At 50.9% G+C, this 18127-nt stretch carries 10 protein-coding genes; 2 read left to right on the forward strand and 8 right to left on the reverse strand.

Going from position 1 to position 18127, the window contains the following annotated elements; all coding sequences use genetic code 11:
* Together IQ235_RS02880 and IQ235_RS02885 are read left to right on the forward strand one after the other, a co-directional pair.
* Positions 1–1338, forward strand: a 1338-nt coding sequence (locus IQ235_RS02880; protein WP_264319993.1) for an AAA family ATPase, incomplete at its 5' end; no start/stop codon positions are given.
* Complete coding sequence (locus tag IQ235_RS02885) at positions 1308–1865, forward strand: hypothetical protein (protein WP_264319994.1); 558 nt, start codon at positions 1308–1310, stop codon at positions 1863–1865. The genes IQ235_RS02880 and IQ235_RS02885, both read left to right, overlap by 31 nt.
* 224 nt (positions 1866–2089) lie before the next feature.
* Here IQ235_RS02885 and IQ235_RS02890 read toward each other — a convergent pair whose 3' ends face one another.
* From IQ235_RS02890 to IQ235_RS02925, 8 genes are all read right to left on the reverse strand, one after another.
* Complete coding sequence (locus IQ235_RS02890; RefSeq protein WP_264319995.1) at positions 2090–6097, reverse strand: nSTAND1 domain-containing NTPase; 4008 nt, start codon at positions 6095–6097, stop codon at positions 2090–2092.
* A 262-nt stretch (positions 6098–6359) separates the two neighbouring features.
* Positions 6360–11342, reverse strand: a complete 4983-nt coding sequence (locus IQ235_RS02895; RefSeq protein ID WP_264319996.1) for an nSTAND1 domain-containing NTPase — start codon at positions 11340–11342, stop codon at positions 6360–6362.
* Positions 11343–11465: 123 nt separating this feature from the next.
* Positions 11466–11783 carry a CU044_2847 family protein gene (locus IQ235_RS02900; RefSeq protein WP_264319997.1) on the reverse strand — a complete coding sequence of 106 codons (318 nt, stop codon included), beginning with the start codon at positions 11781–11783 and terminating at the stop codon, positions 11466–11468.
* 358 nt (positions 11784–12141) lie between these two features.
* Positions 12142–13572: an argonaute/piwi family protein gene (locus IQ235_RS02905; RefSeq protein WP_264319998.1), complete on the reverse strand. Its 1431-nt coding sequence runs from the start codon at positions 13570–13572 to the stop codon at positions 12142–12144.
* A gap of 142 nt (positions 13573–13714) precedes the next feature.
* Positions 13715–15025 (reverse strand): HNH endonuclease, encoded by a 1311-nt coding sequence (locus IQ235_RS02910; RefSeq protein ID WP_264319999.1) that lies wholly within the window; start codon positions 15023–15025, stop codon positions 13715–13717.
* Between the two features lie 242 nt (positions 15026–15267).
* Positions 15268–16296: a tyrosine-type recombinase/integrase gene (locus IQ235_RS02915; RefSeq protein ID WP_264320000.1), complete on the reverse strand. Its 1029-nt coding sequence runs from the start codon at positions 16294–16296 to the stop codon at positions 15268–15270.
* A gap of 158 nt (positions 16297–16454) precedes the next feature.
* The gene (locus tag IQ235_RS02920) at positions 16455–17450 is read right to left on the reverse strand and encodes a PDDEXK nuclease domain-containing protein (RefSeq protein WP_264320001.1); all 996 of its coding nucleotides are present in this window, start codon (positions 17448–17450) and stop codon (positions 16455–16457) included.
* 48 nt (positions 17451–17498) lie between these two features.
* Positions 17499–17810 (reverse strand): nucleotidyltransferase family protein, encoded by a 312-nt coding sequence (locus tag IQ235_RS02925; RefSeq protein WP_264320002.1) that lies wholly within the window; start codon positions 17808–17810, stop codon positions 17499–17501.
* Positions 17811–18127: the final 317 nt, after the last annotated feature.

Here is an 18127-nt window from a genome sequence, read left to right on the forward strand (position 1 = left end):
TGGAGAATCAGCTCCTACGACCCAGACTCCTTTAATTCAGCCCGAAATCGACAACCGAATAATAGACATCTCCAGAAATACACCTCAACCCCTTATCCTGTCCGGGCGAAAACTCAGTTTTCCAAGATGTCTAATGAAGGTTTGAACGCATCGGAACCTGACAAGCTATTATCCCAAACAGATATTGAGTGGGTACGGGGAAAACCCCAGAAACGTGGAAGCCGAAGCGATGTCGATTCCGCCCATGCCACTGGCCAACCGACGACCTTAGGGCAAAAATGGCAGGAGTGGCGCACCATTCGCGAAGCTGCCAGCCGAGTTGTCAGAAGCGAGAGTCATTTTACCCGTCGCGACCTGATTGGGCGGATAGCCGAGGCATCCCAAACCCGAGGCATTGATGCCGAAGGAGTTTTTGCACTGACCGAGAAATACTTGGCATCGCGTCAAGTGATGAGTTTGGGGGTCGTCGATGGAGAAGAACGTTTCACCACGAAACGGTTGTGGAAGTTAGAACGTCAAATTTTAACCCAGGTTCGAGACCTCGATCGCGATCGCCTTCGTTTTCGCGTCCCCAGCCATCGAATCACCGCAGCCGCCAGGACTTACCACCTCACCCCCACCCAAACCGAAGCCGTGCGAACGCTGAGCGCGCGGGGTCGCATCAAATCGCTAGCAGGTATTTCCGGTACCGGTAAAACCCACACCCTCGGTGCCGTGCGAGAAGCCTTCGAGCGCAGCGGCTATCGAGTCATCGGCATCACCCCCTCCAAACGGGGAGCCGAACGCCTGCAAGAGCAAGGGGCATTTGGGAAACAGAGCCGACTCTCCGGGGCCCTCTTCGGTCGAAAGCAACAACCCATCACCCTCCATCGCCTCTTCTGGGAACTCGACCGAGCCAAAGAGAGCCAGCGCCAGTACGGTCGCCGTTCGATTTACAAATCTCCCCTGTCTCGCACTACGGTTGTCATTGCCGACAGCGCCCAGGATTTAAGTGCGGTGCAGATGAAGCGATTGGTTGCACGAGTCAAACAAGCGGGAGCCAAATTGATTCTGTCGGGCGACCAATCGCGTTCTGCGGCTTACGAGCATGGAGGAGCATTTCGCGCCATCGCCCGAACTCTCAATGCCCCAGAACTTTCCGAAATCAAACGACAGGAGAGCCAATTGGGACGGGAACTCGTGCGCCACGTCGATCGCGGTCGAGCGATTCTGGCACTGGGAAAGCTCGACGAACGGGGACAATTTTCCACCTCCCCAACCCGAGAAAAAGCCATCGAGCAGCTCGTGAGGGTTTGGGCAAAGCAAGGATGCAAGCATCCCGCGACCATCTCATTTTGAGCGAAGACCCAGAAGACCGCCAAATCCTCAACCGCCTCGCCCAAGCCCAACGCAAACAGCACGGCAACCTGGTTGGTACCGGCGTTCGGGTGGGGAAAGAGCGAATTTACCGGGGAGATCGAGTTCGCTTAGGCGAAACCTCATCCACCTATGGCATTGTCAAAGGTACCTTTGGCGAGGTGCGCCATATCGACCCCGTGACGAAGGTTGCCGCGATCCGACTCGATAGCGGCAAGCATAAACTGGCGAACCTGCGACATTACAAAGGAATGGAATTGGGGTACTGCATCCTCGAAACCCAAGCGCGGGAAGTCGAAACGAGATACGCTTACGTCCTGTCTCGGGGGCTTTACGGACGGCAAGGGGCGGCGTTACAGCTATCGAGAGCTAAAGTCGAGACTCATTTGAATACCTATCAATTGGAACGGGAAGAGGAAGCGATGGTGGAATTGGCGCGGAAAATGAGCCGAGAGAAACATCGGGATTTTGCGCGGGTTGTGGAGAGAGAAGGTTTGGAGAGGGAATAGTGGGGAGAGACGAGGGGGACGGGGAGATGGCGCGAGTTACCGGCATTTCTGGGAGTCGCACGCGACTGAGCCAGAGGATTGGCGGCAGGTCGATCGCCTCTAACCATCCGGAAACCACTAGATTTTCGGACGGTTGATGGACATAGAACGAGTTGGGAGTAAAACTGAACGGCGGCTTATTTAGAGCCTCATCCGTCACAGAATTCTACTCATTGAGCAGCGGCTTAAGGGTTTTTATCCATTACTTCGGTGTCCGGATTAAGGTCGATATACGAATTGAGTTCCAGTATTTTTTGGAACTCAATCTTTGCCTCCTCAAGATCTCCTGCTTTTACAAGCCTCTTACCCTCGATCACCCAAGCGGAAGCCTCAACATTGCACAGGTCTCTGTCATCCTCTTCCACATTGGAATTATTCCTCAAATAGTCCCGTACCCCGTGGCATCCGGCTGCTAAGATTGCTTCCAAGTCCAGCCACAGCTTCACCTTGCGGTTCAAACTCGCGGAGGCGAGCGTCTTGCCGTCGGGGCTAAATGCCACGCTGTTAACCCCCTCGCTACGATCTTCAAGAGTTCGTAGCAAAGTTCCATCCACCTTCCACAGTTTCACCGTACTGTCCCAGCTCCCAGAAGCGAGAGTCTGACCATCGGGGCTAAATGCCACACTGTTGACCCGGCCGCCATGACCTTCAAGGGTTCGCAACAAAGTCCCATCGACCCTCCACAACTTCACAGTGTTGTCCCCACTCCCGGAAGCAAGCGTCTTGCCATCGAGGTTAAATGCAACACTGTTGACCTCCTCGCCATGACCTTCAAGGGTTCGCAGCAAAGTCCCATCGACCCTCCACAACTTCACAGTGTTGTCCCCACTCCCGGAAGCAAGCGTCTTGCCGTCGGGGCTAAATGCCACACTGCTGACCCTCTCGCCATGACCTTCAAGGGTTCGTAGCAAAGTTCCATCCACCTTCCATAGTTTCACCGTGCTGTCCCAGCTCCCAGAAGCGAGAGTCTGACCATCGGGGCTAAAGGTCACGCTGTTGACTCGGCCGCCATGACCTTTGAGAGTTCGCAGTAAAGTCCCATCCGCCTTCCACAACTTCACCATATTCCTATTTCCGGAAGCGAGGGTCTGATCGTCGGGGCTAAATGCCACACTGCTGACCCGGCGTGTATCTAAACTACCGAAAGTCCCGCGATGACCTCCAAGAGTTCGTAGCAAAGTTCCATCCACCTTCCACAGTTTCACCGCCTGATCGTCACCCCCGGAAGCGAGGGTCTGACCATCGGAGCTAAAAGCAATGCTGTTGACCCGATCGCTATGACTGCCAAGGGTTTCTAATAAAGTCCTATGTGTCTTCCACAGTTTCACCATATTCCTATTCCCGAAAGCGAGGGTCTTGCCATCGGGGCTAAAAGTCACACCTTTGTACGAACCTATATCACTTACGAGGGTTCCCAATAAAGTCCCACCTCTCGTCCATAGCTTCATCGTGTTGTCCCCACTCCCGGAAACGATCGTCTTGCCATCGGGGCTAAATGCCACACTGTTGACCCTATAACCATGACCTACAAGAGTTCGCAGTAAAGTCCCATCTATCTTCCACAGCTTCACCATGTTGTCCCAACTTGCGGAGGCGAGCGTCTTGCCATCGGGACTAAATGCCACACTGCTGACCCAACCGTGAATTTCAAGGGTTCGCAGTAAAGTCCCATCTGCCTTCCATAGCTTCACCGTGACCCCACTCCCAGAAGCAATCGTTTTGCCATCGGGACTAAAGGCCACGCTATTGACCCCATCGCTATGACCTTCAAGGGTTCGCAGTAAAGTCCCATCCGCCTTCCACAGTTTCACAGTGTTGTCAGAACTCCCAGAAGCAATCGTTTTGCCATCGGGACTAAAGGCCACGCTATTGACATGACGATCATGGCCTTCTAAACGGTTAGACTCCCCTATTCCTTCTACCATCTGCTGTAACATCCCAGCTCCTCGGATGCGGGTATCCGAGGTTGCCCAATCAGCCTCCTTCAACTCGTTAGCCAGTGCCATTCCATCTAACAGCACATCTACGCTTTTATTGGAATTCCAACGCTCGTCCAAAGTAGCAATTCTGGCTCTCATATTGGCATTCTTCTCACCAGCTACTGCTCGCTGCCACTGCACCCCAACTCCTATCGCTAACAGGAAAACGGCAACCAATCCGGTTGCCAGCAATGAAATCGTCCGCCGCGACCGTTGTTTCTGTCGCTGCCAACTCTGGCGAATAAAATTTCGCTGAGACGGACTCAGTTCGGTCTCCCGTTTTCCCAGCCACTCTTTCGCCTCTCCCAACGCTGCCCCTTGTAGCAAAGCATTGTCTTGACACTGATGCCGTTCCCACTCTCCCATCCGCCCTTTCAGCCGTTCCTGCCACACCCGAAAATCCCGGTTGGCACTCATCCACCTTCGTAGGGTTCCCCACTCGCGAATCAGTGCCTCGTGAACGATTTCGACGGAGTGGGTCATGGGGAACGAATCATCGGTGATTGAGGATTGAGTGTCAGACTTCACCCCGTCTCCATCATCTCTGCCACTCCCCGTCACCACCAACCGCGCATCCGCCAGCCGCGTTACCAAATCCCAATTCTCCTCCCCCACCTCTTCGCGAGTGGCCAGTCGTCGGGTATCCTCTGTACCTTCTCCCGGACGCACTAACTGGATAAAGATACGTTGCGCTCGTTCTTTGTCGGCATCGTCCAATCGTTCGTATATAGCCTCGGCATGGTTCGCCAGTGCCTTTTCCACCCCGCCAATGGCTTCGTAGGCTTCATGGGTCAACTCTCCCCCTTCCTGCTTTTCCCATAACTGCGTCAGGGCAAATTCCAATAGGGGCAGATTTCCTGGGGAAGCCTGTACTGCCTGTAAAATCCGTTCTGTTAGTCCCGCCTCGATTTGCACTCCCAGCAGTTTCGCGGGTTCTTCCACAATTTGCCGCAATTCTTCGGGATTCATCGGACCGAGTTTCACATCAGCATTCTGCAAGGCATCGGCAAAGGGACGATAGGACAAGGCATAGCCGAAAAAGTCTGCCCGCAAGGTTAGGACTAAGGTTAGGTTGCACGTCTGGTTCGCGGCTTCGAGTAACAAATCGAGAAATTGCTGTTGTTTCGGACTTTTTGGGCAAAGGGTGTAAAGTTCTTCAAACTGATCGACAATCAAGACAAAACCACTCGCATTGCCGTTTTCTTCCAAAATGCGGGAGGTGAGGGTTCCAACCGTGAGGCTCCCCTCTCGCAACTGTTTGGCTAAATCTCCCGCATCGATATCCTGCCGAATCTTACTTTCATTGGGTTCTCGCAACCGTACTAACACCGCCGCTAATTCCTCAATGGGGTTGGCTTTCGGACGGAAAGACTCAATGAGCCAGTTACCTTGTTGGCGCAATCGAGGGATTAACCCAGCAAACACCACCGACGATTTCCCGCTTCCGGAAGCCCCAATCACAGCCACCAAAGACTGTCGTTCGACTGCTGCCACCAACTGCTCGGCAAACACTTCCCGCCCGAAAAAAAACCGAGAGTCCTCTTCCCGAAAGGCAAACAGCCCGCGATAGGGACAAGGCAGAATCGCTCGTTCTCGCAATACGTCCCAAGCGGATACCAGCACGTTTGCCGGAATGATAAACGCGGCTTTGGCTTCGGGGCGTTGCTTGTCTGCCGCCACCGCCATTCCCGCCACCCCTTGCAATTCCTCATCCCAAACCGGTGCGCCGCTGAACCCTTCTTCTAAGCGATAGCCCGATTGTTTGAGATCCTCTAGCTGCACCCAACCGTTTGCGATTCCCCCTCGAAACGTCCCCGAAGCCCACGCGCCATTAGGTTTGCCTTCGGGAAAGCCCAATACTCGAAAACCATGTCCCCACAGGTCTTCCGCAGTGACCAAACGCGAGGGTCGTACTGCTTCGGGGAGGGGGCTTGTCAATTTCAATGCGGCAATATCTTCGACGGATTCTTGGGGATTGACGGGCAACCAGAAGATGACTTTGGCTTTGAGCTTCTGTCCCGGTGCAACTCTGGGAAAATCTAAACTCACCTCTGCGGTTGGTATGTGGGTACTATCGGCCCGAATGCCCAAGGCAAATGCAACGACGTGGGAACAGGTAAGGATGTGTTGGGGTGACACCAGAAACCCCGCACCGATGACTTTACCAGAGTTCGCATAAATCCGAACGACGGAGGATTCGAGTTGGGATGCCATAGTTCGCAGTTACGATTGTGGGTCACATCTCGGTTTGCGATCGCTCAAACGATTTTGCTCATTTTAAACGAACTGATAGGTTTCCATCCGGAAAATTCGCACCTAAGACCGATTAAACTCCTCACTCTGCAATACGGGATATGTCGGAAAACATTGCAAAGTAGAATGAAACAGCCCTGGGGTTCACCGGGAGTCTCCCCCCCCAATCCGGGTTTTTCGACGAATTTCAAGCAGTTGACAAAGAGAATACAAGCTTAACTTGTCACCGACGCTCATCGCGCAACTCCTTCAATACTTCCTCCGTGAATGGATTCTCACCTCGACGAAGGGCATCGATCCATTGTTGCCGCTTGAACTTGGCGGTACCTCTCTTCCAGTTTAGAAAAGCTTGAAAGTCCTCAATCGCTCCTTCCGTATTGCCAGTGAGCGCCCGTGCTAAACCTCGGCTATCCCGCCTTCCGCCATGTTTGGGGTCAGGTGCCACTGCATTCTCGCAGGCATTCATTACCTCAGCCGCAAATCCATAGAGACTACCGTTCCAACAGAGGGTAGACCAAGAACCGGCAAAGATTTCTAAGGTGGGATCGAGCTGTTGAGCTTCGGCGAAAGCGGCGATTGCCCGTTCGAGATCGCCTTGCCGTGCGAACTTCATCCCTTCACTAATTTTCACTCGCGCTGTCCAGTATCGGGTAGCAGCTTCGGGGTCTTTGTCTATTGCTTCAGTTCTCGAATAGAGGTCGATATCTGAATCGAGTTGTTGAGCTTCTATGAAAGCGGCAATCGCCTGCTCGCGATTACCCGACCGAACCCAATTCTCCCCTTCACTAATTTTCACGAGTGCTGCAAGCCTTCGGGCAACGGCTTCGGGGTCTTTGTCTATCGCTTCGGTGTCTGGATAGAGGTCGATATCCGAATCGAGTTGTTGGGCTTCTATGAAAGCGGCAATCGCCTTCTTAATATTGCCCTGACTAATTAGATCGTTTCCTTGAGTGAGCTTTGCTGATGCTGCCCAATATCGGGCAACGGTTTCGGGGTCTTTGTCTATCGCTTTGGTTTTTGGATTGAGGTCGATATCCGAATCGAGTTCTAGTGCTTTTTGAAATTCGATCGCTGCCGCCTTCACATCCCCAACTCTGGCAAGTCTTTCACCTTTGACAACCCGAGCGGAAGCTGAAGGCTCGAAATGACACAGTTGTCTTTCACCCTCCTCAACATTGGGATTATTCCTCAGATAGTTCCGCAACCAGTTGCATCCGGCTGCGAAGGTTGCTTCCACATCCAGCCACAGCTTGACCGTACCGTCCCCACCTCCAGAGACGAGTGTCTTGTCATCAGGGCTAAAGACCACACTATTGACTGAACCGTCATGACCTTCAAGGGTCGCCAACAATTCCCCCTCCTGGTTCCACAGCTTCACCGTACCGTCCACACTCCCGGAGACAATTGTCTTTCCATCGGAACTAAAAGCAATACCATTGACTGAATTGTCACGACCTTCAAGGGTCGCTAACAACTCCCCCTGCCGATTCCACAGCTTCACCGTGCCGTCCCAACTCCCGGAGGCAATTGTCTCTCCATCAGGGCTAAAGGCGACACTATTGACTGAATCGCTATGCCCTACGAGAGTCGTCAATAATTGCCCCTGCCGATTCCACAGCCCTACAACGTCGTTATCACTCGTAGAGGCAATTGTCTTTCCATCAGGACTAAAGACCACTAAACTGCTAGAACCTTTGAGAGTTGCCAAAAACTGCCCCTGCCGATTCCACAGCTTCACCGTGCCGTCCCGACTCCCGGAGGCAATTGTCTCTCCATCAGGGCTAAAGGCGACACTACGAACCACATCATGATGCCCTTTGAGAGTTGCCAAAAACTGCCCCTGCCGATTCCACAGCTTCACCGTACTGTCATCACTTCCCGAGGCAATTGTCTTTCTATCAGGGCTAAAGGCGACACTACGAACCACATCACGATGCCCTTTGAGAGTTGCCAACAATTCCCCTTGCCGGTTCCATAGCTTCACAGTGTTGTCTTCATTCCCGGAGGCAATTGTCTTTCCATCGGGACTAAATGCCACACTGAAAACCTCATCCCCAGAACCTTCAAAGGTCGCCAACAATTCCCTCTTCCGGTTCCACAGCTTCACTGTACTGTCATCGCTCCCTGAGACAAGCGTATTTCCATCGGGACTAAATACCACGCTAGAGACCGAATCGCTATGTCCTACGAGAGTCTGCAACAACTCTCCTTCCCGATTCCACAGCTTGACCGTGCCGTCTATATTCCCGGAGGCAATTATCTTTCCATCGGGACTAAATGTCACACTGAAAATCTTACCTCCAGAACCTTCAAAGGTCGCCAACAATTCCCTCTCTCGGTTCCACAGCTTCACCGTGTTGTCTTCACTCCCGGAGGCAATTATCTTTCCATCGGGACTAAATACCACGCTAGAGACCGAATCGCTATGCCCTACGAGAGTTTGCAACAACTCTCCTTCGGGGTTCCACAGCTTGACCGTGTTGTCTTCACTTCCCGAGGCAATAGTCTTTCCATCGGGGCTAAAAGCTACACTATTGACTGAATTTTCATGACCTACGAGAGTCTGTAACAACTCTCCTTCGGGGTTCCACAGCTTGACCGTACCGTCCACACCTCCAGAGACGAGTGTCTTTCCATCGGGACTAAAGGCGACACTATTGACCCGATTTTCATGACCTTCAAGGGTCGCTAGCAACTTCCCCTCCCGGTTCCACAGCTTCACTGTGCCGTCTTCACTTCCCGAGGCAATTATCTTTCCATCAGGGCTAAAAGCTACACTATTGACTGAATCGCCACGAGATTCGAGGGTCTGCAACAATTCCCCTTCCCGGTTCCACAACTTCACCGTACCGTCCACACTCCCAGAGGCGATTGTCTTTCCGTCGGGACTAAAGACCACACTGAAGGGCGTACCGTTATGACCTTCCAAGCGGTTGGACTCCTGTATTCCTTCCACCATCTGCTGCAACATCGCCGCCCCTTGGATGCGGTTATCCGAGGTTGCCCAGTCCGCATCCTCCAATTCCTTAGCCAGTGCCATCCCATCCAGCAGCGCATCTAAGCTTTTATCGGAATTCCACCGATCGTCTAAAGTGGCAATTCTAGCCCCGATCTCGGCATTCTTTTCATTCCAGACAGCTTGCCGCCACAGCACTCCAACCCCCAACGCCAATCCGGAGACGGCAACCAACCCACCGGCCAACAGTGAAATCGTCCGCCGTAACTGTTGTTGCTGCCGCTGCCCGCTCTGCCGAATAAAATCTTGCTCAGACAAACTCAGTTCGGTTTTCCGTTTATCCAGCCACTCTTTTGCCTCTCCCACCGCTGCACCTTGTAGCAGGGCATTGTTTTGACATTGATGCCGTTCCCACTCTCCCATCCGCCCTTTCAGCCGTTCTTGCCACACCCGAAAATTCCGATTGTTATTCATCCAGCTTCGCAGGGTTTCCCACTCTCGAATCAGTGCCTCGTGAACAATTTCGACTGATTTGGAATTTGGGATTTGATGGAGAGATGCAGCATCCTCCTCCTGAGTTCCGACACTTTGACTCCCCGTCACCACCAACCGTGCATCCGCCAGCCGCGTTACAAAATCCCAATTCTCCTCCCCCAATTCCTCGTAAGTTGCCAGCCGTCGGGTATCCTCCGTCCCTTCTCCAGGACGTACCAACTGGATAAACACCCGCTGTGCCCGTTCTTTGTCACTATCGTTCAGCCGGTTGTATACTGCCTCGGCATGATTGGCCAGCGCCCGTTCCACCCCACCAATGGCTTCGTATGCCCGATGAGTTAACTGTCCCCGTTCCTGCTTTTCCCAAAGCCGTGTCAGGGCAAACTCCAGCAAGGGTAGATTTCCCGGCGAGGCTTCCACCGCCTGTAACATCCGTTCCGTCAGTCCCGCCTCGATTCGCACCCCCAGAAGTTTTGCGGGTTCTTCCACAATCCGTTGTAACTCTTCGGGATTCATCGGCCCCAGTTTCACATCGGCGTTTTGCAAGGCATCGGCAAAAGGACGATAGGACAAAGCAGAGCCGAGAAAATCCGCTCGTAGCGTCAGAACCAAAGTAAAGTTGTGGCTTGAATTAACAGCTTTCAACAAGCAATTGAGAAATACTCGTCGCTGGTTTTCCTCTTGAAAAAGCGTATAAAGTTCCTCAAACTGATCGGCAATCAGTAACAGTCGAGAATCCGATTGCTTCTTCAAAATACGAGAGACTATATCGGGCAATCCTGCATCCCCTTGGCATAGTGCTGTCGCCAGTTTTTCAAGTTCTACCAACCGATCGACTTCGCCCATCTGAGGTTCGAGCAAAGAGACTAACGTAGCCGTCAAATTGTGAAACGGGCGATCTCCGGGACGAAAATCCCGAATCAGCCAACCTTCTTGTTGGCGCAACTGAGGCACTAACCCAGCAAACACCACCGACGACTTCCCGCTTCCTGATGTACCAATCACCGCTACTAAGGATTGTCGTTCTACCGCCGCCACTAACTGCTGGGCAAAGACTTTCCGCCCAAAGAAAAACCGCGCGTCCTCTTCCCGAAATGCGAACAGCCCTCGATAAGGACAAGCGGCGATCGCTCGTTCCTGTAGCACATCCCAAGCTGACACCAGCACGTTTGCCGGAATAATAAACGCGGCTTTGGCTTCGGTGCGCTGCTTCTCTGCCGCCACCGCCATTCCCACCACCCCTTGCAATTCTTCATCCCAAACCGGTGCGCCGCTAAACCCTTCTTCTAGGCGATAGCCCGATTGTTTCACATCTTCTAGCTGCACCCAACCGTTCGCAATCCCACCTCGGAAACTCCCTGATGCCCACGCGCCTTTTGACTTGCCTTCGGGAAATCCCAAAACGCGAAAACCATGTCCCCAAAGCTCTTCGGCTGTTACCAATCTCGCGGGTTGCGCTTCCTCTAGGGGACTTATCAATTTCAACCCAGCAATATCTTCGACCGATTGGCGAGGATTGACGGGCAACCAGAAAATGACTTTGGCTTTGAGCTTTTTGCCTGGTGTAATAATGGGAAAATCCACGCTTACTTCGGCAGATGGCATTTCAGCACTATCCGCCCGAATCCCTAACGCAAAGGCGATAACGTGGGCACAGGTGAGGATGTGTTGCGGGGAAACCAGGAAACCTGCACCGACGACTTTGCCAGAGTTCGCGTAAATCCGAACAACGGAAGGTTCGAGTTGGGATGCCATAGTTCGCAGTTACCGTGGGAGAAAGAGGATGAGAGAGCAGACAATCGCAACGATTGTTTAAGAGTTTCGTCAATGTTTGTCAGTCAATCCAGAGAAAGAACGACAAGAAGACGAAGTTTTCAGTTATTGCTTCCATTTCAGAGTGATTTCGTAGTTGACATCGGCTTTCCCCGAGGCCACCACGGCTCCTAATTCGCCGCTCATTTTCAATCCGAACTTCACTTCGACCTCGTCGGCAGGTTCGTTGAGACCCTTCACTTTTTCGATGATGGCATTGGCTACGGGCTGAATTTTTCCGATCGCCGCTTCAAAACTTTGCTTTGCCTTCTGCGCTACGTCATCGCCAATGCCAATGCGATCGTCTGTGGGGGCAGGAGGTTCGTCTACCTCAATTAAAATTGCTCCGCCCCCTTCAATGGGAAATTCAACGATATGTTTCATGGACGGCACCTCAGTTTGCGATCGCTCCAATGGTTTTGCTCATTCTAAACGAACCGATAGGTTGCCATCCGGAAAATTTGCACCAAATACCGATTAAAACTCTGACTCTGCTTGAATTCGAGCAAATCTGGGTTTAGCAGATCGAACACTCCTTGTGAGAAATGTGGGAGATGCTTGAAAACCATGTGGATTTCGCACGACCAAAAAGAGTGTCTTACGCCAAACGGAAAACCGATCTTCCAGACGACGGGAACCGTCCGAAAAACACGGTCGGATTCTACAGAGTGCGAAAACGTCGATTTTTGGTGTTTTCGGATGTAACACGATTGGCGACAAAGTCTATAAATCGAAAGCCAGTCTACATATAATACTTATATTTCGGTTCGGGACGTTGCTCGGTGGGAATCTCCCGTAAAATATCACCCACTAACCGAGAAAAACGAAGGTCGATGGGAAGCGAACCCGCAAAGTCCGCCGAGTTGAAGTTCATCTTTGTCAGCAATAAAATCTCTTGTTTAATTTGAGCATCTGAAGTGTCCCCAATATGGTCTGCAACCTGAAGCGGGGAAGGGACGTGACCGTGTGGATAGCCTCCTAACTCTGGGATATAGCCGGTCGTATAGAGATAGGAGATATCTCCGACGTTAAAACTAGCACCGCGCAAAGGTGGATACTGACCTGCACGAATTAAGCGAACATCATTAGACATCCGTAGCGAAACCAGATCGTATTGTTCGACTCCAGAGGAGCATAATACTTTCTCAAAACCCGATCGCTCTTCTGGCTCAAACCGAGAACTTTTGTGAACGACAACACGACGCGGAAGGTGTCGCCGTTCGTTACGGTAGCGAGCGAGTACCATTTGCAGTAGTTCGTGTGCCATATCCTCTGGTAAATGGGGCGATCTACCTTCTTTATTACTGTCCCAATGAAAGCTCGGACCGCGCAGAACTAATCCCTCACCGTTCTCATCAAAAGCCTGAACGACACTACTTCTCAACGTACTCACACTGCCGAGCGATCGAAAAAAACTAATCCCGATAAAGCAAGTCCCCGGAGTCAAACCGACTGGAGACCAGGGTAGCCCTTCGACCTTAAAGTAAAGACCTGTAAAAAGATTCCAGGCGATGCACGATCGATGGTCGAGTTGCTGTTGAGAATTCACCAGTCCGATTGTTGTCTCGCGCAGGATTTGTGTGGGCTTATGAAATTGCATTGCCAGGGCCTTAAACGCACGTCGGAGGTCTCGATGAATAGGAATCTTCTGAACTCGGTAATTCGCAACGCGACATTTTTGGAAGATATCGTGAGGAGGGACAAAAACGATGTAATCGAGCGGGTAATCTCGCTGCGTCAGCAGTTCCAACTTGATTTTGAGGAGTTCTAAAAGTCGCTTGAAGCGTTCTTGCTGTTTTTTAATCCCCAGAATCTCAACGGTTTCCTTTCGGGTAATAGGCTCGAATAAATTCTCATCCATGCGTAACTCACAACGGAATCCACGATCGGACTTACACCCTGGAAACGAAATCTGGCTGGTCTCTCCCTCAACCCCATCAGCGAGGTCACCGTAAAACTGTTTTGCTGCTGCCATACCTTCACCTGTGCCGATGAAACCGATATGGACTTCCTGTTTATGGCGACTCGTTCCGAGCGATTGCGGACCGTAGAGGGCGATCCCGATTTTGGGATTGCTGTGTTCTCCGCGATCGGCAAATAAAAGCTTTGGCTCGTCAAAAAACTGAGCGGTAAGTTGCGGAGGATGCAATTTGAGTGGCTTAATTTTGCTCACTATCGTATTTAGTAACTACTCACGGCTTGTGCAACTTCTTCTGAGGTCTTGAATTTAGGTGGTTTGAGCGACTCGACATTTGGCGATTCTAAGCAGTGGCAACGGAAAATAAAGGGTTTGGGACTTTAAGTTGCACATCGCGTTACTCATCATCAAGTTCTTCTTCCCCATCCTCATCAGTATCTTGGCAATCTCGATCTTCTCCTTCAATCGCTTGCATCAGTTCGCTGTAACTGAATAAGTCGTGGTTGCAGACCTGATTGTTAAATGGCTTGGTATCTTCTGCAATTCCGGGCCACTCAATCTCAAAGGTAAGGAGTTGCGTTGTATCAATGACGACTGATTGATTTCTGAAGTTGAGGATAATTTGTGGCTTTCCTCGGCTCAGATAATCCCGCCAAAAGTGAACTTCGCTCAAGTATGGGTGGTTATACATTCGAGCTTTAAGCCGCGTCGAACGACGACCAATTTGTTTGGGTGGCAGAGGAGTGCAGCCATCTGATGTGAAGTGACGTTCGGGTCGGATACTCAAGCACCATCGTAAAGGAGCCACCTCATGGAATCTGAGAGAGGTGGCAAGATGAATCCATAAGTTTTTGTTTTTTCCAGTCGCCTTTTGTTTTTGGGGCCACGCTACCTTCCGCTTAGACTGATTTTGATTTAGGGGGCGATAAATCACGGTGCGCTCGTCCTTGTTTTTAGCCGCAGGGAAGAAATAACGCCGATGAGCCGGGTCATATTGAAGATTTAATCCAGTCGTATATTTGATGAGAGCGTAGTTGAGTAAAGCTTGATAGCGACGTTTTCCTTCGGCTGAACTCCAAAGTTCTTGAGCAGGAATTATCTGAATATCCCGATTTGAGATGACCGAACGGAATGGGTTCTCTTCCTCCTGTAGATCGTGAAAAGCAAAGAGATGCCCCTCTCTCAGAAGAAATGGAGTTAATTCCCAACGATCGGATGGGTATTTTATCCGTTCTCTGACTTCGTGTTTTTGGCGATCGTTATATTCAGAGGAAGCCGCAAAGACGACAGCAGGGAGATAAGACACGGCTAGAAGGCTGCTGTGTAAGCTCTCTTTTATAACAGCTACTGGAGGTTCAGCGTTCTCCGGTTGATGCAAGCTCCGCATTGTTGCCTCATGGTCTTGCTTCATTGCCTGGAGAACACGAATGCTATAAGTATTCGGCTGGGAGTCAATGAGCTTATGATGATCGCCGCACAGCAAAATCAGATTGGTATGTTTGTTTAACTCTTGTTTGGGAAAAGTAGCATCACCACGAGGTCCTCCTGGTTCATAGGCAACGATGTGGGCTATTTCACCCGTAATGACTGGATTATCTTTATCTGTTTCCTCTTGAATTAATGACTTTCTACAGTTGGGAAATGCACAAATTCCTCCCGATTTCAGGCAGAGCAATTTAGTGTCTTTTTTCGAGATATCACGACCCACAAGTTAACTAACCTGACATTATGGAGATAAAAACGAGCTGAAATTAACCCTTAAACATGGCTCATTTTAACCGTTATGTATCTTATTTTAGCTGACAACACGACCTACTTGTACTTATTTCAAAATGAGAAACGTTAGGATACGTTACAATTGATTGGTGAAAATCTCAGAGAGAGAATCAAAAAGACCCATAAATAAACAGAAAATACGACAATAAATTCTTTTTTTTAGAACAAAGAGAGTCACAATGGCAAAAAAGTAGCACTTGACTCTTTCGGTCTCCCCTTCAAATACCTCGAAGTCGTCGCCAGCGACGAATGGCCTAATGTATCCCGAATCAGATGAACCGGAGCATTTCGATCGAGTGCGTGTGATGCGTGACAGTGCCTCAGCCAGTGCGGAGAAACCTTCTGACCGAGTTCGGCGCGTTTGGCAGCACCTCGGACGATCTTAGTCACGCGAGACGGGTCGAGATGTCCCCCATTTTTATGCTGTCGAGATCGAAAGATCGGATCGTTCTCGCTTGCCTCTCCACGAAGCATCAACAATTCGTCCCAAACCCGTCCAGGTAACAGCACCATTCGAGTCTTTTCACCTTTGCCGTGTACCGTAATCTGACCCCCTTCAGGTCGAACCGAGACATCCCGCCATTTGAGCGCAACCAGCTCGCTCACCCGCAGCGCACCGTAGTAAAGCATCTTGAGGATAGCAACATTGCGGGAGTTCGGCTCCATTGCTATCATTTTCTGCACTTCAGTCTCGGTCAAAATCCGCTCGTTGAGGGTATCCTTAACCTTCGGAGGCTTAACCGCTTTCCCCACATTGAAGCGCAGTATTCCCAGCTCAAAGCAAAATGTGAAGAGAGACTTGATACTGGCGATCGCATTTCGCTGCGTAGCTGGCGCGTACCGCTCTAACGTATCTTGCCAGCGGTGCAGATCGTCGAGTGTCACCAGATGCAGTGGCTTATCCTCAACGGTCTCAAAAAAATCCTCAACCCAGAAAACATAACGCTTGACGGTCAGCGCAGGTTTCCCATGCAGCCACATTGCAATGAGTTCGGAGTTCGGGGTGAGGGGTTCGGAGTTGTTTTGGACAAGTTCGGAATTCGGAATTCGGAGTGCGGAACGATTTCCTTCGCGTTCTGGTCTTCCCGTTCGACGAAGTGTGAGGGATTGCGCGTTCGGCGTTACCAAATTGCCTCCCGTCGCCGGGGTTTCCATCACCTCATCTGCTACACCCGCATTTGTCCGTCCGTCCAAATCTTCCATCTTTGCTACTCTCTCCAGTCTTCCCGACGTTTTTCCGTCTCAACACTTCCACCCCCAAGCCTCTCTTCACTCTTGCCTATCGCCTCTTTCAACTTCGCGCCTCAAAACTCCGAACCCCGAACTCTCTCCCCCCATCCCCTGACTTTCAGACATCAAACTTACGACTCCTCTTGGGTGGCGAGTAATTCGTAGAACTCGTTGAGTTTGCGTCGGAGCAACTCCTTGGGAATCAGCTCGATCTCGTATTCGGCAACCACGGTCGGACTCACAGAGCGGCTCAGAGCGTATTCGACCACTTCGTCATCTTTGTCGCGACACAGCAAAACTCCGATGCTGGGATGTTCGTGCGTTTTTTTGATGTCGCGATCGAGAACTTCGAGATAGAATTCGAGTTGTCCGAGATATTCGGGGCGAAATTTATCGATTTTCAACTCGAAAGCCACCAGACTCTGAAGTTCTCGGTGGAAAAAGAGTAAATCGACAAAAAAGTCGCTGTTGCCGACCTGAAGGCGATACTCCTGTCCGAGAAACGTAAAGTCCCGACCCAATTCCAGGATAAACTCTTTGAGATAGGAGACCAGAGAGGTTTTCAGATCGTTTTCCGAGTGGTGGGACGGCAAGTTGAGAAAATCCAGGACGTAACTATCGCGAAAGACACCAGAGAGCGGTTTGGAGTGGCTGCGTTCCGGGAGTTTAGCTTCGGCAAGGCGAGTGCGCTCGTAAATGCCACTGTTGATTTGACGGTCGAGTTCGCGAGTGCTGTAGCGTTCGGTCGTTGCCAGTTCGAGGTAGAAAAGGCGTTCGGCTTCGGATTTACAGCGCGAGATGAGGATGGAATGATGAGTCCAACTCAATTGTGTCAGCAGTGACGACACAATTTCAGCATCGGGATAGGTTTCGTAAAATTGGCGCATTCTGTAGAGGTTGCGCTTTTCAAACCCCTTGATACCGGGTTCTTGAGTTTGGATGAATGCTGCGAGTTGTTCGATCGTCTTTTGCCCCCATTCACTCGTGGCCAGACGCTGGCTAATATACCTGCCAATGCTCCAATACAGCTCGATTAGCTCCCGATTGGTGGTGGCGATGACTTTTTGTCGAGCCGTTTTAATCAGGGTAACAACTTCTGTAAATTGGGGCTGCAAGGGGTCGGTCATAGATGGGTGTCTTTTTAACGTCTGCTTTACAAACTCTCTCCAATTGTCTTATCGCTCTCGGACATATTGCACCATAGCCGAATCCAAAACCTCCTGACGAAAATAACGGCTCAAATCAAATGGGGTTCGCAAATCGGCTTTTCTTCCCACAATCTCTGACAATTCGATTTCCATCCCAGCTAAACGGAGCAAACCCGGAACGTTATCGGGTTCAAATTCGACCAAGAAATCCACATCGCTATTGGGGGTAAAATCCTCCCGCAAAACCGACCCGAAAAGAGACAGTTTCCGAATATGATACTGCCGACAGAACGCAGCAATGCGATCGCGCGGAATTTCAATGGGTAAATTTTCGTGCATCTGCCTTTTCGACCTCATTCAACAGCTAGCCCGACGTTATTCGATTGTAGAGAAAGATTCCCGACGAGTCTATTGAAGGAATTCGGAGTTTTGAATTCGGAATTCGGAATTGTTTTTAGCGGAAGAGTCTTCCCGTCTCCCAACCCCGCATCTTTGCCTCGCGTCTCCATCTCAACGCTTCTCCACTTTTACCTATTGCCTGTTGCCTTTCTCAACCCCGAACCCTCACTCCCCTTCCCTCTGTGCGGATACCAGAGAATAGTACTTCTCTGGTCTACATTAAAACTTGCTTCTTATCGTATTTATGATATTTATAC

The sequence above is a fragment of the Zarconia navalis LEGE 11467 genome (assembly GCF_015207075.1).
GTDB lineage: Bacteria > Cyanobacteriota > Cyanobacteriia > Cyanobacteriales > Geitlerinemataceae > Zarconia > Zarconia navalis.

Coding starts and splice junctions, on each gene's coding strand:
- IQ235_RS02895 (WP_264319996.1), bottom strand. CDS start 11,342: ATGGCATCCCAACTCGAACCTTCCGTTGTTCGGATTTACGCGAACTCT.
- IQ235_RS02920 (WP_264320001.1), bottom strand. CDS start 17,450: ATGACCGACCCCTTGCAGCCCCAATTTACAGAAGTTGTTACCCTGATT.
- IQ235_RS02885 (WP_264319994.1), top strand. CDS start 1,308: ATGCAAGCATCCCGCGACCATCTCATTTTGAGCGAAGACCCAGAAGAC.
- IQ235_RS02900 (WP_264319997.1), bottom strand. CDS start 11,783: ATGAAACATATCGTTGAATTTCCCATTGAAGGGGGCGGAGCAATTTTA.
- IQ235_RS02890 (WP_264319995.1), bottom strand. CDS start 6,097: ATGGCATCCCAACTCGAATCCTCCGTCGTTCGGATTTATGCGAACTCT.
- IQ235_RS02915 (WP_264320000.1), bottom strand. CDS start 16,296: ATGGAAGATTTGGACGGACGGACAAATGCGGGTGTAGCAGATGAGGTG.
- IQ235_RS02925 (WP_264320002.1), bottom strand. CDS start 17,810: ATGCACGAAAATTTACCCATTGAAATTCCGCGCGATCGCATTGCTGCG.